19 protein-coding genes are annotated in these 25,223 nt (G+C 72.2%); 15 read left to right on the plus strand and 4 right to left on the minus strand.

What is annotated here, in order from left to right; translation table 11 throughout:
- Window positions 1-144: 144 nt before the first annotated feature.
- The 15 genes from ACZ79I_RS33860 (at window position 145) to ACZ79I_RS33930 (ending at window position 18,732) form a co-directional block, all read left to right on the plus strand.
- Window positions 145-1,662 (plus strand): sugar ABC transporter ATP-binding protein, encoded by a 1,518-nt coding sequence (locus tag ACZ79I_RS33860; protein ID WP_471502653.1) that lies wholly within the window; start codon window positions 145-147, stop codon window positions 1,660-1,662.
- The gene (locus ACZ79I_RS33865; RefSeq protein ID WP_471502657.1) at window positions 1,659-2,678 is read left to right on the plus strand and encodes an ABC transporter permease; all 1,020 of its coding nucleotides are present in this window, start codon (window positions 1,659-1,661) and stop codon (window positions 2,676-2,678) included. The genes ACZ79I_RS33860 and ACZ79I_RS33865 overlap by 4 nt, the downstream gene beginning before the upstream one ends.
- Before the next feature lie 17 nt (window positions 2,679-2,695).
- Entirely contained in the window at window positions 2,696-3,778 is a 1,083-nt protein-coding gene (locus ACZ79I_RS33870; protein ID WP_471502659.1) for a substrate-binding domain-containing protein, read from the plus strand.
- A gap of 58 nt (window positions 3,779-3,836) precedes the next feature.
- A complete protein-coding gene (locus tag ACZ79I_RS33875) occupies window positions 3,837-5,123 on the plus strand; it encodes a Gfo/Idh/MocA family protein (protein WP_471502661.1) in 1,287 nt (428 codons plus the stop codon).
- 13 nt (window positions 5,124-5,136) lie between these two features.
- Window positions 5,137-6,135 carry a sugar phosphate isomerase/epimerase family protein gene (locus tag ACZ79I_RS33880; protein ID WP_471502663.1) on the plus strand — a complete coding sequence of 333 codons (999 nt, stop codon included), beginning with the start codon at window positions 5,137-5,139 and terminating at the stop codon, window positions 6,133-6,135.
- 89 nt (window positions 6,136-6,224) lie between these two features.
- Window positions 6,225-8,735 (plus strand): PQQ-dependent sugar dehydrogenase, encoded by a 2,511-nt coding sequence (locus ACZ79I_RS33885; RefSeq protein ID WP_471502665.1) that lies wholly within the window; start codon window positions 6,225-6,227, stop codon window positions 8,733-8,735.
- A gap of 13 nt (window positions 8,736-8,748) precedes the next feature.
- Window positions 8,749-10,083 carry a ThuA domain-containing protein gene (locus ACZ79I_RS33890; protein ID WP_471502667.1) on the plus strand — a complete coding sequence of 445 codons (1,335 nt, stop codon included), beginning with the start codon at window positions 8,749-8,751 and terminating at the stop codon, window positions 10,081-10,083.
- A gap of 143 nt (window positions 10,084-10,226) precedes the next feature.
- A complete protein-coding gene (locus ACZ79I_RS33895; protein WP_471502669.1) occupies window positions 10,227-11,375 on the plus strand; it encodes an inositol-3-phosphate synthase in 1,149 nt (382 codons plus the stop codon).
- Window positions 11,372-12,406 carry an SCO3242 family prenyltransferase gene (locus ACZ79I_RS33900; RefSeq protein WP_471502671.1) on the plus strand — a complete coding sequence of 345 codons (1,035 nt, stop codon included), beginning with the start codon at window positions 11,372-11,374 and terminating at the stop codon, window positions 12,404-12,406. The genes ACZ79I_RS33895 and ACZ79I_RS33900 overlap by 4 nt, the downstream gene beginning before the upstream one ends.
- Window positions 12,403-13,413, plus strand: coding sequence for a sugar phosphate isomerase/epimerase family protein (locus tag ACZ79I_RS33905; RefSeq protein ID WP_471502672.1), 1,011 nt, complete (start codon window positions 12,403-12,405; stop codon window positions 13,411-13,413). The genes ACZ79I_RS33900 and ACZ79I_RS33905 overlap by 4 nt, the downstream gene beginning before the upstream one ends.
- Entirely contained in the window at window positions 13,410-14,108 is a 699-nt protein-coding gene (locus ACZ79I_RS33910) for an EboA domain-containing protein (protein WP_471502674.1), read from the plus strand. Before ACZ79I_RS33905 ends, ACZ79I_RS33910 begins: the two co-directional genes overlap by 4 nt.
- Window positions 14,108-15,010 (plus strand): TatD family hydrolase, encoded by a 903-nt coding sequence (locus ACZ79I_RS33915; protein ID WP_471502676.1) that lies wholly within the window; start codon window positions 14,108-14,110, stop codon window positions 15,008-15,010. Before ACZ79I_RS33910 ends, ACZ79I_RS33915 begins: the two co-directional genes overlap by 1 nt.
- 3 nt (window positions 15,011-15,013) lie before the next feature.
- A complete protein-coding gene (gene eboE / locus ACZ79I_RS33920) occupies window positions 15,014-16,183 on the plus strand; it encodes a metabolite traffic protein EboE (RefSeq protein ID WP_471502678.1) in 1,170 nt (389 codons plus the stop codon).
- On the plus strand, window positions 16,180-17,601 hold the full coding sequence (locus tag ACZ79I_RS33925) for a nucleotide pyrophosphatase/phosphodiesterase family protein (RefSeq protein WP_471502680.1): 1,422 nt from the start codon (window positions 16,180-16,182) through the stop codon (window positions 17,599-17,601). The genes eboE and ACZ79I_RS33925 overlap by 4 nt, the downstream gene beginning before the upstream one ends.
- A gap of 90 nt (window positions 17,602-17,691) precedes the next feature.
- Entirely contained in the window at window positions 17,692-18,732 is a 1,041-nt protein-coding gene (locus ACZ79I_RS33930) for a sugar phosphate isomerase/epimerase family protein (protein WP_471502682.1), read from the plus strand.
- Window positions 18,733-18,878: 146 nt separating this feature from the next.
- On the opposite strand, the gene ACZ79I_RS33935 is transcribed toward ACZ79I_RS33930, so the two are convergent.
- The 4 genes from ACZ79I_RS33935 to frc form a co-directional block, all read right to left on the minus strand.
- Window positions 18,879-20,321 (minus strand): OFA family MFS transporter, encoded by a 1,443-nt coding sequence (locus ACZ79I_RS33935; protein ID WP_471502684.1) that lies wholly within the window; start codon window positions 20,319-20,321, stop codon window positions 18,879-18,881.
- A 1-nt stretch (window position 20,322) separates the two neighbouring features.
- A complete protein-coding gene (locus ACZ79I_RS33940) occupies window positions 20,323-21,711 on the minus strand; it encodes an OFA family MFS transporter (protein WP_471502686.1) in 1,389 nt (462 codons plus the stop codon).
- Window positions 21,712-21,831: 120 nt separating this feature from the next.
- Window positions 21,832-23,976 (minus strand): acetate--CoA ligase family protein, encoded by a 2,145-nt coding sequence (locus ACZ79I_RS33945; protein WP_471505367.1) that lies wholly within the window; start codon window positions 23,974-23,976, stop codon window positions 21,832-21,834.
- Between the two features lie 4 nt (window positions 23,977-23,980).
- A complete protein-coding gene (gene frc, locus ACZ79I_RS33950) occupies window positions 23,981-25,219 on the minus strand; it encodes a formyl-CoA transferase (protein ID WP_471505369.1) in 1,239 nt (412 codons plus the stop codon).
- Window positions 25,220-25,223: the final 4 nt, after the last annotated feature.

A 25,223-nucleotide genomic window follows, 5' to 3' on the forward strand; every position in this document is an offset into this window, starting at 1 on the left:
CAGCGACACCCGCACGGCCCGCAGGACGACCCGCACGGCCCGCAGGACCACACAAACCTCCTGCTCTGTTCTGCCCTGACGACGCGCGCCCCGGCACGCGCCGTGCCCTGGAACCGGCCCGCATGCCCGCCGAGGGGAACCCACATGGCACCAGAACCACCGCTGCTCAGCATGTCCGGCATCACCAAGTCGTTCCCCGGCGTCCGCGCCCTCGACGGCGTCGCCCTCGACGTCCAGGCCGGTGAAGTGCACTGCCTCCTCGGCCAGAACGGGGCCGGGAAGTCCACCCTCATCAAGGTCCTCGCCGGCGCGCACCAGCCCGACACCGGCACCATCCGCTGGCGCGGCGAGCCCGTCACGCTCCGCTCGCCCATCGCCGCGATGCGCCTCGGCATCGCCACCATCTACCAGGAACTCGACCTGGTGGAGCACCTGTCGGTCGCCGAGAACGTCCACCTCGGCCATGAACCCACGGCCGCCGGCTTCGTCGTACGGGCCAAGGCGGCGCGCGCCTCGGCCGCGCGGCTGCTGCGGCGGCTCGGCCACCCCGAGATCGATCCGGCCCGCCTCGTGGGCGAGTTGTCAGCGGCCCAGCGGCAGATCGTCTCCATGGCGCGGGCACTCTCCCACGACGTACGGCTCATCGTGATGGACGAGCCCTCCGCCGCCCTCGACCCGGACGAGGTCGACAACCTCTTCCGCATCGTCGGCGGCCTCACCGCCGACGGCGTCGCCGTCGTCCACATCTCGCACCGCCTGGAGGAGATCCGCCGCATCGGCGACCGGGTGACCGTCCTCAAGGACGGGCGCGCGGTGGCGGGCGGCCTGCCGGCGAGGACGACACCGACCCGCGAGGTCGTGGCGCTGATGACGGGACGGAACGTCGAGTACGTCTTCCCCGAGCGGCCCCCGTCGCCGCCGGGCGGCCGGCCGGTGCTGGAGGTGCGCGGGCTGTCCCGGGACGGCGAGTTCGAGCCCTTCGACCTGGAGGTGCGCCCGGGTGAGATCGTCGGCCTGGCCGGGCTCGTCGGCTCCGGCCGCTCCGAGATCCTGGAGACGGTCTACGGCGCCCGCAGACCCACCGCCGGCCAAGTCCTCGTCGACGGGCGCCCGTTGCGCCCCGGCAGCGTACGGGCCGCGGTGCGCGCCGGACTCGGGCTCGCCCCCGAGGAACGCAAGGCGCAGGCCCTGCTCATGCTGGAGTCCGTCACCCGCAACGTCTCGCTGTCCTCCCTCTCCCGCTTCTCGCGCGGCGGCTGGATCGACCGGGGTGCCGAACGGACCGCGGCGCGCGCGGCCACCCGCGACCTGTCCCTGCGCCCCGACATCCCCTCCGCGCCGGTCCGCACGCTCTCCGGCGGCAACCAGCAGAAGGCGGTCCTGGCCCGCTGGCTGCTGCGCGGCTGCCGGGTACTGCTGCTCGACGAACCGACCCGCGGCGTCGACGTGGGCGCCCGCGCCGAGCTGTACGCCGTGGTGCGACGGCTCGCCGACGAGGGGCTCGCGGTCCTGCTGGTCTCCAGCGAGGTGCCCGAGGTGCTCGGCCTCGCCGACCGCGTCCTGGTGCTGCGCGAGGGCCGCGTCGTCCACACGGCGCCCGCCCGCGCGCTCGACGAGCACCGCGTCCTCGACCTCGTCATGGAAGGAAGCCCGGCCTCATGACGCAGCCCGTCTCCCCGCCGCGGGGCGGCACCGGCAAGATGCCGCCGGCCGTCCGGCTCCCCGTCTGGCGCGCCCTCGCGACCCGCGCCGACCTCCGCACCCTCTCGCTCCTCGGCGTGCTCGCCGCCCTGGTCGTGATCGGCGGGATCACCAGACCCGACGAGTTCCTCGACACGCGCAACCTCCAACTCGTCCTCACCCAGGCATCGGTGATCGGGGTCGTCACCGTCGGCATGACCTTCGTCATCACCTCCGGGGGCATCGATCTGTCGGTCGGGGCGATCGTGGCGCTGGCCTCCGTATGGGCCACCACGGTCGCGACCCAGGAGTACGGCCTCGCGGGCATCCTCTTCACCGCCGTCGTCGTCGGTGTGGGGTGCGGCCTGGTCAACGGCCTGCTCATCGCGTACGGCGGGATGGTGCCGTTCATCGCGACGCTCGCCATGCTGGCCTCGGCGCGCGGACTCGCCCTGCAGATCACCGACGGCAGGACGCAGATCGTCACCGTCGACGGGATCCTGAGACTCGGCGAACGCGACTCCTACGTGCTGGGCGTCCCGCCGCTCGTCCTGGTCTTCGCCGTCGTCACCGCCGCCGGCTGGCTGGTGCTCAACCGGACCACCTTCGGACGGCGCACGGTCGCCGTCGGGGGCAACGCGGAGGCGGCCCGGCTCGCGGGCATCGACGTGCGCCGTCAGCGGCTGTACCTCTACCTGCTGTCCGGACTGTGCTGCGGCATCGCCGCCTTCCTGCTGATCGTCCTCTCCGGCTCGGGCCAGAACACCAACGGCAACCTCTACGAACTCGACGCCATCGCGGCCGCGATCATCGGCGGCACGCTGCTCAGCGGAGGCCGCGGCACGATCACCGGCTCCGTGCTCGGCGTCCTGATCTTCACCACCATCACCGACATCTTCGCCCTGAACAACCTGCAGAGCGACGTCCAGCAGATCGCCAAGGGCGCGATCATCGTCGCCGCCGTGCTGGTCCAGCGCCGTACCGCGAGCACGACCTGAGGAAGGGGTTCACCGCCATGTCACAGCCGACGCCGTCGACGCCTCCGACGCCAACCACGTCTCCGACGCCCTTCGCGAGCCGCAGAGGACTGCTCTTCGGGACCGCAGCCGTCTCCGCCGGCGCCTTCCTCGCGGGGTGCACGAGCAACGAACCCAAGAACGAGAAGCCCGCCGCGAACGACCGGCCCGCGAACGACAAGCCCGGCAGGCACGTCACCATCGGCTTCGCCGGCCCGCAGGCCGACCACGGCTGGCTCAACGCCATCAACGACAACGCCAAGAGCCGCGCGGGCACATACTCCGACGTCACGCTGGAGATCACCGAGGGCTCCAACGACACCGCCGCGCAGATCGGTCAGATCGAGACCCTCATCAACAAGAAGGTCGACGTCCTCGTGGTGCTGCCCGCCGACGGCAAGGCACTCACCCAGGTCGGGCTGAAGGCGATGCGCGCCGGCATCCCGGTCGTCAACCTCGACCGCGTCTTCAACAGCCCGCAGGCGTACCGGTGCTGGATCGGCGGCGACAACTACGGCATGGGCCTCAGCGCCGGCCACTACATCGGCGAGCGGCTCAAGGGGAAGCCCGGCGCGAAGGTCGTCGAACTGGCGGGCCTGGACAACCTGGAGCTGACCCGGCAGCGCACCCAGGGCTTCGACGACGCCCTGAAGAACTACCCGAACATCAAGAAGGTGGCACGCCAGGCCGCCGAGTTCACGGTGGAGTCCGGACAGGCCAAGACGGCCCAGCTCCTCCAGGCCCAGCCGGCCTTCGACGCGCTGTGGAACCACGACGACGACCAGGGCGTGGGCGCGCTGCGTGCCATCGCACAGGCCGGACGGCACGACTTCCTCATGGTCGGCGGCGCGGGCGCGCTGTCCGCGTTCCAGGCCATCAAGCAGGACAACGGTGTCCTGAAGGCGACCGTCCTGTACCCGCCGACCATGGCCGCCTCCGCGATCGACCTCGCCCGCGCCCTCGGCCAGGGCAAGGGCGTCGGCGGTCTCGCCGAGTACGAGATCCCGGCGTCCATCACGCTCTACTCGGCCGTCGTCGACAAGAACAACGTCGACCGCTACATGTCCACCGGCTTCAAGTGACCCGTTCCCGCCGCACCCCCACGGCGCCACCACGACGAGCACGAGGAGGAGCAACCGCATGGCACAGCCGCAGCAGTCAGCAGGGGCACAGGCCGAGCGGCCGACGGCGGGCGGGACCGGGCACCCGGACACGGCCGGGTCCGAACAGCCGGACGACGCCGGGGCGCAGAAGCCGCCGCTGCGCATCGGCATGGTCGGCTACGCGTTCATGGGCGCCGCCCACTCCCAGGGCTGGCGCACCGTGGGCCGCGTCTTCGACCTGCCCCGCCGCCCGGTCCTGGCCGCGATCTGCGGGCGGGACGGCGCGGCCGTGCGCGCGGCGGCCGACCGGCACGGCTGGGCGGCGGCCGAAACCGACTGGCGGGACCTGATCGCGCGGGACGACATCGACCTCGTCGACATCTGCACGCCCGGCGACAGCCATGCCGAGATCGCCCTCGCCGCGCTCGCCGCCGGCAAGCACGTGCTGTGCGAGAAACCCCTCGCGAACACCGTCGCGGAGGCGGAGGCGATGGCGGAGGCCGCCGACGCGGCCTGCGTGCGGGGCCAGTTGGCGATGGTCGGCTTCAACTACCGCAGGGTGCCCGCCACCGCGCTGGCGAGGCGGATGGTCGCCGAGGGCCGGCTCGGCACCCTGCGGCACGTGCGGGTGACGTACCTTCAGGACTGGCTCGTCGACCCGGCCTTCCCGCTGACGTGGCGGCTGCGCAAGGAGCGGGCCGGATCGGGCGCGCTCGGCGACCTGGGCGCGCACATCGTGGACCTCGCGCAGCACCTGGCGGGGGAACGTCTGGCCGGCGTGTCCGCGCTCACCGAGACCTTCGTCCGCGAACGCCCGCTGCCCGGCGGCACCACCGGCGGCCTGTCCGCCACCGCCACCGCCGTCGCCGGCACCGGCCGGGTGACCGTGGACGACGCCGCCCTGTTCACCGGCCGGTTCCCCTCCGGCGCCCTCGCCTCGTTCGAGGCCACCCGGTACGCCACCGGACGCAAGAACGCCCTGCGCATAGAACTCAACGGCGAGCGCGGCTCCCTCGCCTTCGACCTGGAACGGCTCAACGAGCTGTCCTACCACGACGGCACCGAACCGGGAGCGCACGCCGGCTTCCGCCGCATCCTCGTCACCGAACCCGACCACCCCTACCTGGACGCCTGGTGGCCGCCGGGCCACGGCCTCGGCTACGAGCACACCTTCGTCCACCAGGCCCGCGACCTCGTGCGCGCGATCGCCGAGGGCCGTGGCCCGGACCCCTCCTTCGCCGACGGACTGCAGGTCCAGCGCGTGCTCGCCGCGGTGGAGGAGAGCGCCGAGAAGAACTCCGTCTACACCCCGATAGCGGTCTGAGGAGGCCCCGCCAATGCCGCGCACCTTCACGCTCTTCACCGGCCAATGGGCGGACCTGCCCCTTGAGGAGGTCTGCCGCCTGGCCCGCGACTTCGGCTACGACGGGCTCGAACTCGCCTGCTGGGGAGACCACTTCGAGGTCGACAAGGCCCTCGCCGACCCCCGCTACATCGCCTCGCGCCACGAACTCCTCGACAAGTACGGGCTGAAGTGCTGGGCCGTCTCCAACCACCTGGTCGGCCAGGCCGTCTGCGACGCCGTCATCGACGAACGCCACCAGGCCATCCTGCCGGCCCGCATCTGGGGCGACGGCGACGCCGAGGGCGTACGCCGCCGGGCCGCCGCCGAGATCGCCGACACCGCGCGCGCCGCGGCCGCGTTCGGCGTCGACACCGTCATCGGCTTCACCGGCTCCGCCATCTGGCACCTGGTCGCCATGTTCCCGCCCGCCCCCGAGGCGATGATCGAGCGCGGCTACGAGGACTTCGCCGCGCGCTGGAACCCCGTCCTCGACGTCTTCGACGCCGAGGGCGTGCGGTTCGCGCACGAGGTCCACCCCGGCGAGATCGCCTACGACTACTGGACGACCCACCGCGCCATGGAGGCCGTGGGCCACCGGCCCGCCTTCGGCCTGAACTTCGACCCCTCCCATTTCGTGTGGCAGGACCTGGACCCGGTCGGCTTCCTGTGGGACTTCCGCGACCGGATTTACCACGTCGACTGCAAGGAGGCCCGCACGCGCCTCGACGGCCGAAACGGCCGCCTGGGCTCCCACCTGCCCTGGGGCGACCCGCGCCGCGGCTGGGACTTCGTGTCCGCAGGCCACGGCGACGTCCCCTGGGAGGACGTCTTCCGGATGCTGCGCTCCATCGGCTACCAGGGCCCCGTCTCCGTCGAGTGGGAGGACGCGGGCATGGACCGGCTGCAGGGCGCGCCCGAGGCCCTGACCCGCCTCAAGGCGTACGACTTCGAGCCGCCGTCGGCATCGTTCGACGCGGCGTTCGGCAACTGACCACCACGGCTCCCCAGCTCTCCGGGATGACGGCGCATCCCGGCGCACCGCACCCGCCCCGTACAACCGGCCCCTTTCTGGAGGCATTCGTGCACGGGAACGACCGCCCCACCACCACCGGCAGACCAGCGACCCACGGCCGGCGCCCCCGGCTGCGCACCGCACTCGCCCTGTTCGGCGCGGCCCTGCTCGCGGGCGCCGGCCTCACCCTCACCGCACCCCGGGCCGGCGCAGCCGTCACCGACCCGGGGACCACGGCCACGGCCGCCGAGGACTTCCAGCAGGTCACCCTCGCCAAGGGCGAGGCGGAGGTCGGCGAGCCCATGTCGCTCGCCGTCCTCCCCGACCGCTCGGTCCTGCACACCTCGCGCGACGGCGAACTGCGCCTCACCGACGCGGCGGGCACCACCCGGCTCGTCGGCAAGCTCGACGTCTACTCCCACGACGAGGAGGGCCTCCAAGGCGTCGGCGTCGACCCGGACTTCACCCACAACCGCTTCATCTACCTCTACTACGCACCGCCCCTGAACACCCCCGCGGGAGACGCCCCGGAGACCGGCACCGCCGCCGACTTCGCGCCCTTCGACGGCGTGAACCGCCTCTCCCGCTTCGTCCTGAACACCGACGGCACCCTCGACACCGCCGGTGAGAAGAAGATCCTGGAGGTCCCCACCTCGCGCGGCATCTGCTGCCACGTCGGCGGCGACATCGACTTCGACGCCGCCGGCAACCTCTACCTGTCGACCGGCGACGACACCAACCCCTTCCAGTCGGACGGCTACACGCCCATCGACGAACGCGCCGACCGCAACCCCGCCTTCGACGCCCAGCGTTCGGCCGGAAACACCGACGACCTGCGCGGCAAGATCCTGCGCATCAAGGTGAACGCCGACGGCTCGTACGCGATACCCGACGGCAACCTCTTCCCGCCCGGCACCGACAGGACACGCCCCGAGATCTACGCGATGGGCTTCCGCAACCCGTTCCGCTTCAGCGTGGACAAGCAGACGGGCATCCTCTACGTCGGCGACTACGGCCCCGACGCCGGCGCCGCCGACCCGGCACGCGGTCCCGGCGGCCAGGTCGAGTTCGCCCGCGTCACCGGCCCCGGCAACTTCGGCTGGCCCTACTGCACGGGCAGGAACGACGCCTACGTCGACTACGACTTCGGGACGAAGACGTCGGGCGCGTCGTTCGACTGCGACGCCCCGAGGAACACCTCGCCCCACAACACGGGCCTGACCGACCTGCCCCCCGCGCAGCCCGCCTGGATCCCCTACGACGGCCCGTCCGTGCCCGAGTTCGGCGATGGCTCCGAGTCCCCGATGGGCGGCCCGGTCTACCACTACGACCCCGCGCTCGACTCGCCGGTGAAGTTCCCGCAGGCGTACGACGGCGACTTCTTCGCCGGAGAGTTCGGCCGCCGCTGGATCAAGCGGATCACGAGCGACGCGGACGGCACCGTGCGGTCCATCAACCCCGTCCCCTGGACCGGCACCCAGGTGATGGACATGGCCTTCGGGCCCGACGGCGCACTGTACGTCCTGGACTACGGCACCGCGTGGTTCGGCGGTGACGAGAACTCGGCCCTGTACCGCATCGAGAACGCGACCGACGGTCACTCGCCGGTGGCGCAGGCGGCGGCCGACCGCACCTCGGGCCGGGCTCCGATGCGGGTGCGGTTCACCTCCGAGGGAACCAGCGACCAGGACGGCGACGCGCTCACCTACAGCTGGGACTTCGGCGACGGCGCCACCTCGACGGCGGCCGATCCGGCGCACCGGTACAAGAAGAACGGCACGTACACCGCGACCCTGACCGCCAAGGACCCCTCCGGGCGTACCGGCAGCGCGAGCGTGCAGATCGTCGTCGGCAACACCGCGCCCAAGGTGGTGCTCGAACTTCCCAAGGACGGGCAGCTGTTCGCCTTCGGTGACGCCGTCCCGTTCAAGGTGAGGGTCACCGACCCCGAGGACGGCGCGGCCGTCGACTGCGCGAAGGTCAAGGTCACCTTCATCCTCGGCCACGACAGCCACGGCCACCCGCTCACCTCGGCGAACGGCTGCTCCGGCACGATTCAGACCAGTGCCGACGGCGGCCATGACGAGGACGCCGACATCTTCGGGGTGTTCGACGCCGAGTACACCGACGGCGGGGGCGGCGGACAGGCCCCCCTCACCTCGCACGACCAGAACGTCACCCAGCCCCGGCACCGCCAGGCCGAGCACTTCGGCAACGCCTCCGGCGTCTCGCTGATCACCAAGGACACCGCGCACGGCGGCAGGACGGTCGGCGACATCGACGACGGCGACTGGATCTCGTTCACCCCCTACGTCCTGAGCGGCGCCGAGAAGATCACGGCGCGCATCTCCTCCGGCGGCGCGGGCGGCACCCTGGAGGTCCGTGCGGGCTCGGCCACGGGCACCCTGCTCGGCACGGCGACCGTGCCCGTCACCGGCGGCTGGGAGACCTTCCAGGACGTCGCCGCGGAGCTGTCCCACGCGCCGAGGGGCACCACCACGCTCTACCTGGTCTTCAAGGGGAGCAGCGGCTCCGGCGCCCTGTTCGACGTGGACGACTTCACCTTCACCACCGGCTGACAGGAGGCACACCATGGTCTCAACGGGCCGACTGACCACCGCGGTCGTGGGAGCCGCCCTGCTGCTCGGCTGCGTCTCGGGTCCCGCGGCCTCGCACGCCGCGGACGGCAGACGGGTGCTGGTCTTCTCCAAGACGGCCGGGTTCCGGCACGACTCGATCCCGGACGGCGTCGCGGCGCTCAGGGAACTCGGCGAGAGCGGCGGGTTCGCCGTCGACGCGACCGAGGACGCGGGCGCGTTCACCGCGGGGAACCTGCGCCGCTATGACGCGGTCGTGTTCCTGTCGACGACAGGGGACGTCCTCGACACCGCGCAGCAGCGGGCCTTCGAGGACTACATCCGCCACGGCGGCGGCTACGTGGGCATTCACGCCGCCGCCGACACCGAGTACGACTGGGCGTTCTACGGCGGTCTCGCCGGCGCCTACTTCCAGTCGCACCCGGCGATCCAGCCGGCGGAGCTGAACGTCGAGGACCGCGCCCACCCGGCGACCTCGCACCTCGCGCAGACCTGGGACCGCACCGACGAGTGGTACAACTACCGCTCCAACCCCCGGGAACGGGCCCATGTGCTGGCCTCGCTCAACGAGGCGTCGTACACCGGCGGCACCATGAACGGCGACCATCCCATCGCCTGGTGCCAGAACTACCGGGGCGGCCGCGCCTTCTACACCGGCGGCGGCCACACCAAGGAGTCCTACGCCGAACCCGCCTTCCGCAGCCACCTGCTGGGCGGCATCCGGTGGGCGATCGGTGACGCCCGCGCGGACTGCCGCCCGGAGAACGGCTACCGCCCGCTCTTCGACGGCACCGCCGGCTCGCTGTCCGGATGGAAGCAGGCGGGCCCGGGCTCCTTCACCCTGGACGACGACGGCACCCTCACCTCGTCCGGCGGCATGGGCCTGCTCTGGTACGCCGCCTCGGGCTTCTCCTCGTACTCGCTGAAGCTCGACTGGAAGACGGCCGGCGACGACAACTCCGGTGTCTTCGTGGGCTTCCCGCCCTCGGACGACCCGTGGTCGGCCGTCGACAACGGCTACGAGATCCAGATCGACGCCACCGACGTGCCCGAGAAGACGACCGGGGCCGTCTACGGCTTCCAGTCCGCCGACCTGGACCGGCGCGACCGTGCGCTGAACCCGCCGGGCCGGTGGAACACGTACGAGATCCGCGTGGAGGGCGAACGCCTCCGCGTCTGGCTCAACGGCGTGAAGATCAACGATTTCACCAGCACCGATCCGGCCCGGAGCCTGCGCGACGGACACATCGGCATCCAGAACCACAGCGCCGACGACCAGGTGTCCTTCCGCGACATCCGGATCAAGGAACTGCCCGCGAAGGGCGACTGAGCGGCGGCGGGCGGGGGACGCCGGACTCCCGCCCGCCGTCTTCGTCCCGCCGTCTTCGTACCGCCGTCTTCGTACCGCCGTCTTCGTACCGCCGCCTTCGGGCCCCGGCCCGTCGGCGGCAGGTCCCGACAAGGAGGCTGCCCATGTCCGCGTTCCCCTCCCGAGGCCCCGCCGGGGTGTGGCTGATCGGCGCCCGCGGCTCCGTCGCCACCACCGTCGTCGCGGGGTGCGCCGCGATGACCGCGGGCCTGCACCCGCCCACGGGCATGGTCACCGAGACACCCCCGTTCGCCGACTGCGGCCTGCCCGCCCTGTCGTCCCTCGTCTTCGGCGGCCACGACACCGTGGACTGCCCCCTGCCCAAGCGGGCGGAGGCGCTCGCGGCGGGCGGAGTGCTGCCGCCCGGTCTCCCGTCCGCCGTGACGGCGGAACTCGCCGCCGCCGACCGCGAGATCAGGCCGGGCGGCCCGGTGCCCGGCGACACACGGGACGAGGCGCAGCTGATCGCCGCCTTCGCCGCGGACATCGGGGACTTCGTACGGCGGTGCGCCCCGGCGGGGGCGGTGGTCGTCAACGTGGCGTCCACCGAGCCTTCCGCCACCGGCGACGCCCTCCCGCCCAGTTCGCTGTACGCGGCGGCCGCGCTGCGGGCGGGCTGCCCGTACGTGAACTTCACCCCGTCCACCGGCCTGCACCATCCCGCGCTGGCACCGGCGGTGGCGGCGAGCGGGCTGCCGTACGCGGGGCGCGACGGCAAGACCGGCCAGACGCTGCTGCGCTCGGTCCTGGGACCCATGTTCGCGCAGCGTGCCCTGGCGGTGCGGGCCTGGTCCGGGACCAATCTGCTGGGCGGCGGCGACGGCGCCGCACTGGCCGACCCTGGCGCGGCGGCCGCCAAGAACGCGGGCAAGGAGAGGGTCCTCGCCGACACCCTCGGCACCGCGGTCGAGGGGGAGGTCCACATCGACGACGTCCCCGCCCTCGGCGACTGGAAGACCGCCTGGGACCACGTCGCCTTCGAAGGGTTCCTCGGCACGCGCATGGTGCTGCAGACCATCTGGCAGGGCTGCGACTCGGCGCTGGCCGCACCGCTGGTCCTCGATCTGGCCCGGCTGGTGCTGCGCGCACACGAGGCGGGCCTGTCCGGCCCGATGGGCGAGCTGGGCTTCTACTTCAAGGACCCGGTGGGGGAGGGGCCCTCGGCGCTGGGGGAGCAGTACGCGGCGCTGGCGGGGCTCGCCGAGCGGCTGCGGCACGCACGGGCCGAGGGGCGCCCGGGGGAGCCGCGATGAGCCGGGGCGACAGGACCGCACCCCCGCCCGCCGCCGGCGCGACGACCGTACCCCGGCCCGCCGCCGGCGCGGCCACCGCACCGCTGGCCGCGCCCGGTCCGCACGGAGGGAGCGCACGGGACCGCGACGGCTGCCTGCGCGCCTGGACCGAACTGCTCCGCCTGCCCGCCCTCTTCACCGTCCCCGGTGACGCACTGGCCGGCGCGGCCACCGCCGCTGCCCACCCCGACCGCCGCACCCTGCTGGCCATCGGCTCCTCCCTGTGTCTCTACGAGGCGGGCATGGCCCTCAACGACTGGGCCGACCGCGACGAGGACGCCGCCGAACGCCCGCACCGCCCCCTCCCCTCCGGTCGCATCCGCCCCGGCGCGGCCCTCGCGGCGGCCTGCGCCCTCACCGCGGCGGGCCTGGTCCTCGCCTCCCGCGCCGGCCGCCCCGCCCTCGCCGTCGCCACCCCCCTGGCCGCCACGGTGTGGGCGTACGACCTGGCCCTGAAACGCAGCCCGGCGGGCCCGGCCGCCATGGCCGCCGCCCGCGGCCTTGACCTGCTCCTCGGCGCCGCGGCGAGCGCGGGCCGCATCCGCCCGGCGCTCCCCTCGGCCGCCCTGCTCGGCGCCCACACCCTCGCGGTCACCACCGTGTCCCGTCACGAAACCCGCGGCGGCTCACCCCTGGCCCCGCTGACCGCGCTGGCCACGACCGGAGCCCTGGCCCGGCTGCTGACCCGGCGGCGCGCCGAGGCCGCGGCCACCGGCACCCGCGTCACCCCGGTCCGCCCCCACACCCCCGGGCAGGCCCTGTGCGCCGCCCTCGCCGCCGCGTACGCCGCCACCGCCGCCCGCCCCTACGCCCACGCCGCCCTCAACCCCTCACCCCCGCTCACCCAGCGGGCCGTCGGCGGCGGCATCCGCGCCACGATCCCCCTCCAGGCCGCGCTGTCCGCCCGCTCCGGCGCCCCCGCCGCCGCGCTGCTCACCGTGGCCCTGGCCCCCGCCGCCGCGAGGTTCGCGAGAAAGGTGAGCGTGACATGACCTCAAGGACACGCCTCCCGCGGACCACACCGGCCAGGGGGCAGGCCGCCCGGCCCGACCCCCTGCGCTTCGGCTACGGCACCAACGGCCTCACCGACCTCCGCCTCGACGACGCCCTCGGCCTGCTCGCCGACCTCGGCTACGACGGCGTGGGACTCACCCTCGACCACATGCACCTCGACCCGCTGGCCCCGGACCTCGCCGCACGCACCCGCCGGGTCGCGCACCGGCTGGCGGCGCTCGGCCTGGAGGTCACCGTGGAGACGGGCGCCCGCTATGTGCTCGACCCGCGCCGCAAACACGGCCCCACCCTGCTGGATCCCGACCCGGACGACCGCGCCCGCCGCGTCGGCCTGCTCACCCGGGCCGTCCGGGTCGCGGCCGACCTCGGCGCGCACGCGCTGCACTGCTTCAGCGGCACCGCCCCCGGCGGAACGGATGAGGACACGGCCTGGCAGCGGCTGACCGGGGCGCTCACCCCCGTCCTGGAGGCCGCCACCGACGCCGGCGTCCCCCTCGCCGTGGAACCCGAACCCGGTCACCTCCTCGCCACCCTCGACGACTTCCACCGCCTGCGACGCGCCCTCGGCGACCCCGGACACCTCGGCCTCACCCTCGACATCGGCCACTGCCACTGCCTGGAACCCCTCCCCCCGGCCGACTGCGTCCGCGCGGCCGCCCCCTGGCTGCGCCACGTCCAGATCGAGGACATGCGCCGCGGCCGCCACGAACACCTGCCGTTCGGGGACGGCGACGTCGACGTCCCGGCCGCCCTCGCGGCCCTGTCCGCCACCGCCTACCGGGGCCTGACCGTCGTCGAACTGCCCCGCCACTCCCACGCCGGACCCCACCTCGCGGCAGTCTCCCTTCCCTTCCTCCACGAGGCGGCGGCCGCCGGCGCAGCGGCCGCCGCGCGGATGCCACCGCACACGGCGGCCGACGCACCCGCGGGCGCCACCGCCCCCACCGGTGAGCCCTCCGCCACCCCAGAAGGGAGCACCGCATGACCCACCCGCACGCCGCACCGGACACCCCGGCCGGCGGCAGCACCCCGGCCCTCACCCCCCTGGGCGAACTGCAGGCCCACCTCTCCGCCCGCCTCGGCGGGCCCGCCCGCGCCTGGCTCGACAAGGCCCTGGGCGAGGCCGCCGCCCACCCCGGCGCCCACGGACCCATCTCCGTGTGGGAGCTGCGCCTGGCCGAGGCCGGACGCAGGTGCGGCCCCGCGTACGCCGACGCCGCCCGCGTCCTCATCCTGCACGCGGCCCACCCCGGCCCGGACGCCCTCACCCGCGTCTACCACCAGGGCACCGCCGACGAGCGCCGCGCCCTCCTGCACGCCCTGCCCCACCTCCTGCCGGGCGCCGACGCCGTCCCGCTCGTCGAGGACGCGCTGCGCACCAACGACACCCGGCTGCTGGCCGCCGCCGTCGGCCCCTACGCCGCCCGGCACCTCGCCCCGCACCCCTGGCGGCACGCCGTGCTGAAGTGCCTGTTCACCGGGGTCCCGGTGGACGCCGTCGCCGAACTGCCCCGGCGCGCCCGCGGCGACACCGAACTCGCCCGCATGCTCGGCGACTACGCCGACGAACGCACCGCCGCGGGCCGTCCCGTGCCCGACGACCTGTACCGCGTCCTCGCCCTGACCGGGACCGCGACCCCACCGCACGCCATGGACGACCGCCACGGCAAGGAGTCCTGATGCGCATCTTCGACCCCCACATCCACATGACGTCACGCACCACCGACGACTACGAGGCCATGTACGCCGCCGGAGTCCGCGCCGTGGTCGAGCCCTCCTTCTGGCTCGGCCAGCCCCGCACCTCTCCCGCCTCCTTCCTCGACTACTTCGACTCCCTCCTGGGCTGGGAACCCTTCCGCGCCGCCCAGTACGGCATCGCGCACCACTGCACCCTCGCGCTCAACCCCAAGGAGGCCAACGACCCCCGCTGCGTCCCCGTCCTCGACGCGCTGCCCCGGTATCTCGTCAAGGACCACGTCGTGGCCGTCGGCGAGATCGGCTACGACTCCATGACCCCCGCGGAGGACACCGCGCTGTCCGCCCAGCTCCAGCTCGCCGCCGACCACGAACTGCCCGCGCTCGTCCACACCCCGCACCGCGACAAGCTCTCCGGACTGCGCCGCACCCTCGACGTGGTCCGCGAGTCCGCGCTGCCCATGGAACGCGTCCTGGTCGACCACCTCAACGAGACCACCGTCAAGGAGGCCAAGGACAGCGGCTGCTGGCTCGGCTTCTCCGTCTACCCCGACACCAAGATGGACGAGGAGCGGATGGTGGCGATCCTGCGCGCCTACGGGCCCGAGCGGGTCCTGGTGAACTCGGCCGCCGACTGGGGCAGGAGCGACCCGCTCAAGACCCGCAGGGTCGGTGACCTGATGCTCGCCGAGGGCTTCACCGAGGACGACGTCGACCTGGTCCTGTGGCGCAACCCCGTCGCCTTCTACGGGCTCAGCGGCCGCCTGAACCTCGACGTCGCCGCCACCGGTGTCACCCACGAGGGCAACTCCGTCCTGCGCGGCGGCGCCCCCGAAGCCGGCGCCCCGGAGGGCACGACTGCCGGTGCCCCCGCCACGGAGGCGTGACCCATGCGCTTCCGCCACCCCGACGGCTCGACCGTCCACCTCTCCTACTGCACCAACGTCCACCCGGCCGAGACCCTGGACGGCGTCCTCGCCCAGCTCCGCGACCACTGCGAGCCCGTCCGCCGCCGTCTCGGCCGCGACCGCCTCGGCATCGGGCTGTGGCTCGCCGCCGACGCCGCCCACGCCCTGGTGGGCGATCCTTCCGCCCTGCGCGCGCTGCGCACCGGACTCGACCGCCGGGGCCTGGAGGTCGTCACCCTCAACGGCTTCCCCTACCGCGGCTTCGGCGCCCAGCAGGTCAAGTACCGCGTCTACACCCCGGACTGGGCCGATCCCGAACGCCTCCGCCACACCACCGCCCTCGCCCGGGTCCTGGCCGCACTGCTCCCCGACGACATCACCGAGGGCAGCATCTCCACGCTGCCGATCGCCTGGCGCACCGCCGCGGACGAGCAGCGCACGACGACGGCCCGCACGGCGCTGCGCACCCTCGGTGAACGCCTCGACGCCCTGGCGGAACTGACCGGGCGCTCCCTGCGCGTCGGACTGGAGCCGGAACCCGGGTGCACCGTCGAGACCACGGGCGACGCCATCGCCCCCCTCACCGCGATCGGCCACCACCGTGTCGGCGTCTGCGTCGACACCTGCCATCTCGCCACCTCCTTCGAAGATCCGGACACCGCGCTGGACGCGCTCACACAAGCCCACGTCCCCATCGTCAAATCCCAGCTGTCGGCGGCCCTGCACGCCGAGCACCCCCGTCGCCCGGAGGTCCGCGAGGCCCTCGCCGCCTTCGCCGAACCCCGCTTCCTGCACCAGACCCGCACGCTCACCGCCACCGGCCTGCACGGCACCGACGACCTCGGCGAGGCCCTCGAAGGCGACGCCCTTCCCGGCACCGCGCCATGGCGCACCCATGTCCACGTCCCGCTGCACGCGGCACCCGCCGCGCCCCTCACCTCCACACTCCCCGTCCTCAGGACCGCCCTGACCCGGCTCGTCGGCGGCCCGCACCCGCTCACCCCGCACCTGGAGGTGGAGACCTACACCTGGCAGGCCCTCCCACCCGAGCTGCGCCCCCGCGGGCGCACCCAGCTCACCGACGGCATCGCCGCCGAACTCGCCCTCGCCCGCGACCTGTTGACGGACCTCGGCCTCAAGGAGCTGCCATGACCCGGCCACCGGCACCGGCACCTGCACCGGCGACCGCGCCGGGCGCCCCCACCCCGCTGCTGGTTCTGGACGTCGTCGGTCTCACCCCCCGCCTCCTCGACCACATGCCCCACCTCAAGACCCTCGGCCAACGCGGCTCCCGCGCCGCGCTCGGCACCGTCCTGCCGGCCGTCACCTGCGCCGCCCAGTCCACCTTCCTCACCGGCACCCTGCCGTCCGAGCACGGCATCGTCGGCAACGGCTGGTACTTCCGCGAACTCGGCGACGTACTGCTGTGGCGGCAGCACAACGGTCTCGTCGCCGGAGACAAGCTGTGGGACGCGGCCCGGCGCGCGCACCCCGGCTACACGGTCGCCAACATCTGCTGGTGGTACGCCATGGGCGCCGACACCGACATCACCGTCACCCCCCGTCCGGTCTACTACGCCGACGGCCGCAAGGAACCCGACTGCTACACCAGGCCCCCGGCCCTGCACGACGAACTCACCGAGCGCTTCGGCACGTTCCCCCTCTTCCACTTCTGGGGCCCCGGCGCCGACCTGGTCTCCAGCCGCTGGATCACCGACGCGACCCGGTATGTGATGCGCACCCGCCATCCCGATCTGACGCTGTGCTACCTCCCTCACCTCGACTACGACCTGCAGCGCTTCGGGCCCGACGACCCGCGCTCGCTGAGGGCGGCCACCGAACTCGACGCCACCCTGGCACCGCTGCTGGACGACGCCCTCGCCGAGGGCCGTACCGTCGTCGCGCTGTCCGAGTACGGCATCACCCGCGTGACCCGCCCGGTCGACATCAACCGGGCACTGCGCCGCGCAGGGCTGCTCGAGGTGCACACGCAGGACGGCATGGAGTACCTCGACCCGATGGCATCGCGCGCGTTCGCGGTCGCAGACCACCAGATCGCCCATGTCTATGTGCGCCGCCCCGAGGACCTCGACGCCACCAGGGCCGCACTCGCCGCTCTGCCCGGCATCGGGCAACTCCTCGACGACGAGGGCAAGAAGACCCACCATCTCGACCATCCGCGCTCCGGCGACATCGTCGCCGTAGCGGAGCCGGACGCCTGGTTCACGTACTACTACTGGCTCGACGACGCCCGCGCGCCCGACTTCGCGCGGCTCGTCGAGATCCACCGCAAACCCGGCTACGACCCGGTCGAGCTGTTCATGGACCCCCTCGACCCCTACGTCAAGGTCAAGGCGGCGACCGCCCTGGCCCGCAAGAAACTGGGCCTGCGCTACCGCATGGCGGTCGTGCCCCTCGACCCGTCACCTATTCGCGGCAGCCACGGCCGCCTTCCCCTGAGCGACGACGACGGTCCGCTCCTCATCTGCTCCACCCCCCGTGCCGTCGGCGACCGCGTCGCGGCCACCGACGTGAAGTCACTCCTGCTCCACCTCGCCGGTCTCGCCTGAGGGCCGGCCCACCGGCCCGTCGGATCCGACTGGTCACCAGTGAAGCACCCACCACCGACAACGCCCTCCGACACCGAGGAGTCGCAGGCAATGAGCCGCATCTCCCAGCCCGATCCCGAACTCACCCACCGCCTCAGCAGACGAGGCATGCTCGGCGTGGCCGCGGGCGCCACCGCGGCCGCGCTGCTGGGCGCCGCCGCGGCTCCCGCTGCCGCCGCCGCGGACACGGCGTCCGCCGCCGCGGGCCGCGGCCGTCCGGTGCTGCCGCCCGGACGGCTCGGCATCCAGCTCTACAGCCTGCGCGACAAGGTCTCCACGATCGGCTTCGCTCCCGTGTTCGCCGAACTGGAGAAGTACGGCTACGACGAGGTGGAGTTCGCCGGCTACACCCAGGGCTCGGCGGGCCCGATCACCCTCGACCAGCTGAAGCGGCTGGCCGGGGACCACGGCCTGACCCCGATCGGCAGCCATGTCGGCTACTACTCCGGCGACCCCGCCGCCTACACGTTCGCGCAGAACCTCACCCGGGTCCTGGACGACGCCGAGGCCCTCGGCCTCAAGCACATCGGCACCGCCTCGGGCCCGTTCCGCTACGGCTCGACCGTCGACGCCTGGAAACGCGCCGCCGAGGACTTCAACACGTACGGGGCGGCGGCCAGGGCACGCGGCATGAAGTTCTACCAGCACAACCACTCCGACGAGTTCTCCTTCGCCGAGGACGACCCGACGGTCCGGCTCTACGACGTGCTGCTCGCCGAGACCGATCCCGGCCTCGTCTACCTGGAGATGGACATCTTCTGGGCGTACGCCGGCCAGTTCCGCTTCTCCCGGCGGCCCGACGGCACACCCGCGCCCTTCGAACCCCTCGACTACGTGCTCGGGCAGCCCCACCGCTATCCGCTGTTCCACGTGAAGGACGGGGTGAGCGACCCGTCGGACGAGTTCGGCTACCGCATGGTGGACGTCGGCGACGGCGACATCGACTACCGGCGGTTCATCTCCGCCGTGACCCGGCTGCGCGGCGAGCGTCTGGCCCACCACTGGCAGGCCGAGCACGACAACCCGACGGAGTCGTTCACCTTCGCCCGCCGCTCCAGCGCGTATCTGCACGCCCTGCGCACGAGGTGCTGAGCACGCCCCGTGCCCGTGCCCGTGCCCGTGCCCGTGCCTGTGCCTGTGCCCGTGCCCGTGCTGGTGCTCGTGCCGGGCCACGGCCCCCGCAGCCGACAGGGCCCTCCCCGCGCCGGGGAGGGCCCTGTCGCACGCCGGGCGCGCCGTCAGCCCGCGGCCTGCGGCTGCGGAGCGGTCGCGGGGGTGCCGCTCCGCCCCGGCTGACGCAGCAGCAGGGCGATCGCCGCCGCGACCAGCGAGACACCGCCTGCCAGGGCGTAGGCGCCGTCGTAGCCCCAGGCCCCCACCACCATGGACCCCAGGCCGCCGCCGAACAGACCGCTGATCAGCTTGCCGCTGTAGACCAGGCCGTAGTTGGTGGCGTTGTAGTTCTCGCCGAAGTAGTCCGGGGTGAGGGCCGCGAACATCGGGTAGAACGCGCCGCCGCCGAAGCCGGAGAGGAAGGCGAAGAACAGGAACAGCCATTCACTCTTGATGTCACCGGCCAGGATCACGCCGAACTGGGCCAGGCCCAGGACGACGATGACGAACACCAGGGTCTGCTTGCGGCCCCACCTGTCCGACATCCAGCCGACGACACCGCGTCCGATGCCGTTGATGACGGCCATGACACCCATCGAGGACGCCGCCACCAGGGGGCCGAAGCCGACCTCCTTGGCGTAGTCGACCTGGAAGGAGATACCGAAGATTGACACGCCGGCCGTCATCACGATGGACACCCACATCAGCGGCAGCATGCCGGTCCGGATGGCCTCCTTGGGCGTGTACTGCCTGGCCGCCGGGGGATTCTTGGCGAGGCTCGCCGCGTTCTTCCGGTCGCCGGAGAAGGTGAGCGGATCGATGTCCTCGGGCCACCAGTTCTTCGGCGGGTCCTTGAAGAAGAACGCGCATCCGAACACCACGATCATGATGTAGCAGCCGATGAGGTCCAGCACCCGGTGGTAGTTCGCGGTGTCGAACGCGTAGTTGAAGATGAAGATGAACGGCAGCGATCCATAGGCGAATCCGCCGTTGACGAAGCCGGTCCGGGCACCGCGCCGCTCGGGGAACCACTTGCCGACCATGTTGATGCAGGTCGCGTAGACGAGGCCGGCGCCGATGCCCCCGATGACGCCGAAGCCCAGGATCGCGAGCCGGACATCGCTCAGGTGCGACAGGGCGAGGAAGCCGACGACGCACATCCCGGCCCCGGTGTACATGGCGGCGCGGGCGGTCAGTACGCCCTTCTCCCGCAGCCAGCCGGCCGGGAAGGCGACACCGGCCTGGAAGAAGACCCAGACGCTGAGGATCCAGAAGGTGTTGCTCTGCGTCCAGCCGTGCGCGTGGGACAGGGTGTCCTCCGCGGAGCCGTACGCGTACTCGAAGACGCTGATGGCCATCATGGCGATCCACGGGAGATACACCATGAGCTTGCGCGAGTGGCCGAGGATGTCACGGTCGCTCTCGCCGATGCGGTAGACGCGGCCATGGGCGTCGGTCACTTCACGGTAGGGACGGTTCGCGGCGTCGGCACCGGCGTCGGCACCGGCACCGGCACCGGCACCGGCACCGGCCGACGAGCTGTTCGCGGCTACGGGGTCTGCCGTCATGTCACGCCATCTCCTCGCCGAGCGGATGCGGGTTGGGGACGATGCGCCGGGCGTTCGGCCTGCCCGGTGCCTTCAGGAAGAGGGCCAGTACTGCGGAGGCCAGGCCGATGGAGCCCGCCAGGACGAACGCGCCGTCGTAGTCCCACTCGCCGACGACGACCGCGCCCAGACCGGAGCCGACCAGGCCCGAGACCAGCTTCGAGCTGTAGACCATTCCGTAGTTGGCGGCGTTGTTGTTCTCACCGAAGTAGTCCGCCGTCATGGCCGCGAACAGCGGGAAGATCGCCCCGCCGCCGAAGCCGGACACCATGGAGCAGGCAAGGAAGAACGGCATGCTGCCCATCTGCCCGGACACCAGCACGCCGAACTGGGCCGTGCCGAGCACGACACAGACGATGACCAGGGTGCTGCGGCGGCCGTAGCGGTCCGATATCCAGCCGATGACACCGCGCCCGGTGCCGTTGACGATGGCCTTCAGGGACATCGCCGTGGCGACGATGCCGCCCGCGAACCCCATGTCCTTGCCGAACGGCACCTGGAAGGCGATGCCGAAGATGTTGATGCCCGCCGTGCACAGCAGGCAGAACCACATCATCCACAGGACGGGGGTGCGGGCGGCCTCCTTCGGGGTGTACTGCCTGACCGCCGGCGGGTTCTTCGCCAGCGCCCTGCGTATCCTCGGGTCGTCGGTCGCTTTCAGCGGGTCGACGTGCGCGGGCCACCAGTTCTTCGGCGGGTCCTTGAAGAACCAGCCGGCCGCGGCCACCACCAGGCACAGCCCGATGCCGACGGCGCTGAGCACGATCGTGTAGTTGCTCAGGTCGAGCACCGAGGTGAACAGGAACACGAAGGGCACGGACCCGTAGGCGAAACCGCCGTTGACGAAGCCCGTCTTGCCGCCCTTGCGCTCCGGATACCACTTGCCGACCATGTTCACGCAGGTCGCGTAGACGAGGCCGGCCCCGATGCCGCTGCACATGCCGAAGCCGAGGTAGGCGACGAGCACGTGCGGTGCGAAGGCCAGCGACAGATAGCCCAGCAGGGTGCCGAGCGCGCCGATCAGCATCGCCGTGCGGGCGGGCAGCCGGCCGCTCTCCCGCAGCCGGCCGGCGGGGAAGGCCACGGCCGCCTGGAAGAACACCCAGACGCCCATCAGCCAGAAGATGTGTCCGCTGCTCCACAGGTGGGCCTCGTGGAGCGTGTCCTCCGCCGACGTGAACGCGTACTCGGCGGAGCTGATGCCCATCATGCCCACCCAGGGCAGGATGACCATCCACTTACGTGTCCGGCCCATGATGTCGGCGTCCGACTCGCCTATCCGGTACACGCGGCCGTTGCGGTCCGTCACCTCCCTGTAGGGGACGGATGTCGAGTAGTCGGTGGTTGCCATGGCTCATTACCCCTTGCGTCGAAAGTTCTGGCCAGCGCCCCCTGTCCAATGCCTTTCGTGCGCGCACGGGTCCGGGGAGCGGCCGACGCGCACCGTCGGCCGTCCCCGCGTTCACTCATCTCATGACCCGCCCCCCAACACACCTGCCGCACGCGCCCAGCGGTACTTCGCGCCGAGCACGGCCACCGGCTTCTCGGTCGTGTACGGGTACGCGACGACCCCACGCTCGTACAGGTACCGGCATGCCTCCTCGACCTCGACATCACCGGCGAGCGACGCCACCACCGGCTTCTCGACGCCGCGCTCCCGGAATTCGGCCACCACGCGTGCGGTGAGCTCGGCGAAGACCATCGGCGGGGTCACGATGGTGTGCCAGTAGCCCAGCACCAGCGCGTGGACGCGCGGGTCCTGAAGGCCCAGCCGGATGGTCGCCTCGTACGTCGACGGCGGCTCGCCGCCGGTGATGTCCACCGGGTTGCCCGCGGCGCCGAAGGGCGGGATGAACGCGCGGAAGGACGCGTCGAGGTCCGGCGGGATCTCCATCAGGGACAGCCCGTTGTCGGTGACCGCGTCGGACAGCAGGACACCGCTGCCGCCGGCGCCGGTGATGATCACGACGTTGTCGCCCTTGGGGGCGGGCAGCACCGGCAACGCGCGCGCGTACTCCAGCATGTCGTTCAGCCCGGGCGCCCTGATGACACCGGCCTGCCGCAGGATGTCGTCGTACACGGCGTCGTCGCCCGCCAGCGCCCCGGTGTGCGAGCCGGCGGCCTTCGCGCCCGCCGCGGTACGGCCGGCCTTCAGGACCACGACCGGCTTCCTCGGCACGGTCGCGCGGGCGGCCTCCACGAAGGCGCGCCCGTCCTTGAGGTCCTCCAGGTGCATGGCGATGCACTCGGTGTGCGGATCCTCGCCGAACCAGGTCAGCAGGTCGTCCTCGTCGAGGTCCGACTTGTTGCCGAGGCCCACGATCGCCGACACTCCCGTCTTGGTGGCGCGGGCGAAGCCCAGGATGGCCATCCCGATGCCGCCCGACTGGGAGGTCAGCGCGACACCGCCCTTGACGTCGTACGGTGTGCAGAACGTGGCGCACAGGTCCTGCCACGTCGAGTAGTAGCCGTAGATGTTCGGCCCGAGCAGCCGGACGCCGTACCGCTCGGCGATCGCCACGATCTCGGCCTGCAGCTCGTGCTCTCCGGTCTCCGCGAACCCGGAGGGGATCAGCACCGCGTTGGGGATCTTCTTGCGTCCCACCTCCTCCAGGGCGGGGGCCACGAACCGGGCGGGGATGGCGAAGACCGCCACATCCACCTCTCCGGGAACGTCCGTGACACTCTTGTACGCCTTGCGGCCCAGAATGTCATCGGCCTTGGGGTTCACCGGGTGGATCTCCCCGGGGAAACCGCCGTCGATGAGGTTGCGCATGACCGAATTGCCGATCTTCCCCTGCTCGTTGGAGGCACCGATCACGGCGACGGAGGACGGCTGCATCAGGCGCCGCATGGAGGCGAGGATCTCCTCGCGCGTGTAGGTGCGCCGGGGCGTCGGCTGTTCCTGTGCGAGGATCACGCGGATGTCCGCGGCGACGGCGCCCTGCGGGGTGGCGATCACCGGGTTGAGGTCGACCTCGGCGATCTCCGGGAAGTCCGCGACGAGATGGGAGACGCGGCGGATCTGCTCGGCGAGGGCCCAGCGGTCCACGCCCGGCCGGCCGCGCACCCCGCGCAGGACCTGTGCCGCACGGATCGAGTCCAGCATCGACAGCGCCTCGTCGGCGTCCACGGGCGCGAGCCGGAACGTGATGTCCTTGAGGACCTCCACGAGCACCCCGCCGAGCCCGAAGGCCACCACCTTCCCGAACGTCGGATCGGTGACCGCCCCGACGATGACCTCCTGCCCCTGGGGGAGCAGCTCCTGGATCTGCACGCCCTCGATGCGGGCGTCGGCGTCGTAGGCGCGCGCGTTGTCGATGATCCGGTGGAAGGCGGCGCGCACGTCCGCGGCGCCCTCCACGCCGACGACGACACCGCCGGCGTCGGTCTTGTGCAGGATGTCCGGGGAGACGATCTTCATGACGACCGGGCCGCCGAAGCGCGCCGCGTACGCGACGGCCTCGTCGACGTCCGTCGCCAGCTCCTCGCCCGGTACGGCGATCCCGTACGCGTCGGCGATCACCTTGCCCTCGGGTGCCGTCAGCGCGGTCCGCCCCTCGGCCCGCACGGTGTCGAGGAGCGACCGCACCCTCAGCACCCGGTCTTCGGCCATCACGTCAGATCACTCCGTTCGACTTGAGCAGGCGCAGCTCCTCGTCCCCGAGGCCCAGCTCACCGATGTAGACCTCTTCGTTGTGCTCCCCGAGCAGGGGTGAACTCGTCACCTCGACGGGGGAGTCGGAGAGCTTGAGGGGGCTGCCGACGGTGACGAACTCGCCGCGCTCGGGGTGCGGTACGCGTACCACCATCTCGTTGGCGGCCAGCGACTCGTCCTCGATGATCTCCTTGGTCGACAGGATCGGCCCGCACGGGATGTTGTGGGCGTTGAGCCGTTCCAGCACTTCCCACTTGGGCAGCGTCGAGGACCACTCCTCGATCAGCTGGAACATCTTGTTGAGCTTGGGCAGCCGGGCCTTCGGTGTCGCCCACTCCGGGTCGTCCGCGAGCTCGGGCCGGCCGATGAGATCGGTGATCGGCTTCCAGCCGACGGGCTGCACGATCACATACACGTAGTCGTTCGGGCCGCCCGGCGCGCACTTGACCGCCCAGCCGGGCTGGCCCCCGCCGGAGGCGTTTCCCGAGCGGGGAACCTCGTCGCCGAAGTCCTCGTTGGGGTATTCGGCGAGCGGGCCATGGGCCAGGCGCTGCTGATCGCGCAGCTTCACCCGGCAGAGGTTGAGCACGGCGTGCTGCATGGCCACGTTGACCCGCTGCCCGCGCCCGGTGCGCTCCCGCTGGTACAGCGCCGCGAGGATGCCCGCCACGGCGTGGACGCCGGTGCCCGAGTCCCCGATCTGGGCCCCCGTCGCCAGCGGCGGCCCGTCCTCGAAGCCGGTGGTCGACATCGATCCGCCCATGGCCTGCGCGACCACCTCGTACGCCTTGAAGCCGGTGTACGGGCCGTCGCCGAACCCCTTGATGGAGGCATAGACGATCCGTGGATTGATCTCCTGGATGCGGTCCCAGGTGAAACCCATGCGGTCGACCGCTCCGGGCCCGAAGTTCTCGACCATGACGTCGGAGCGCCGGATCAGCTCGGTGAGGATCTCCTTGCCCCGCTCGGTCTTGGTGTTGAGGGTGATGCTCCGCTTGTTGCAGTTGAGCATGGTGAAGTAGAGGGAGTCGACGTCCGGGAGGTCGCGCAACTGCCCGCGCGTGATGTCACCGGTCGGCGCCTCCAGCTTGACGACGTCCGCGCCGAGCCAGGCCAGCAGCTGGGTGGCGGAGGGCCCGGACTGCACGTGCGTCATGTCCAGTACGCGGATGCCGTCCAGTGCCCTGGCGGGCCGTGACATCGTG

The sequence above is a fragment of the Streptomyces sp. PSU-S4-23 genome, assembly GCF_055632315.1.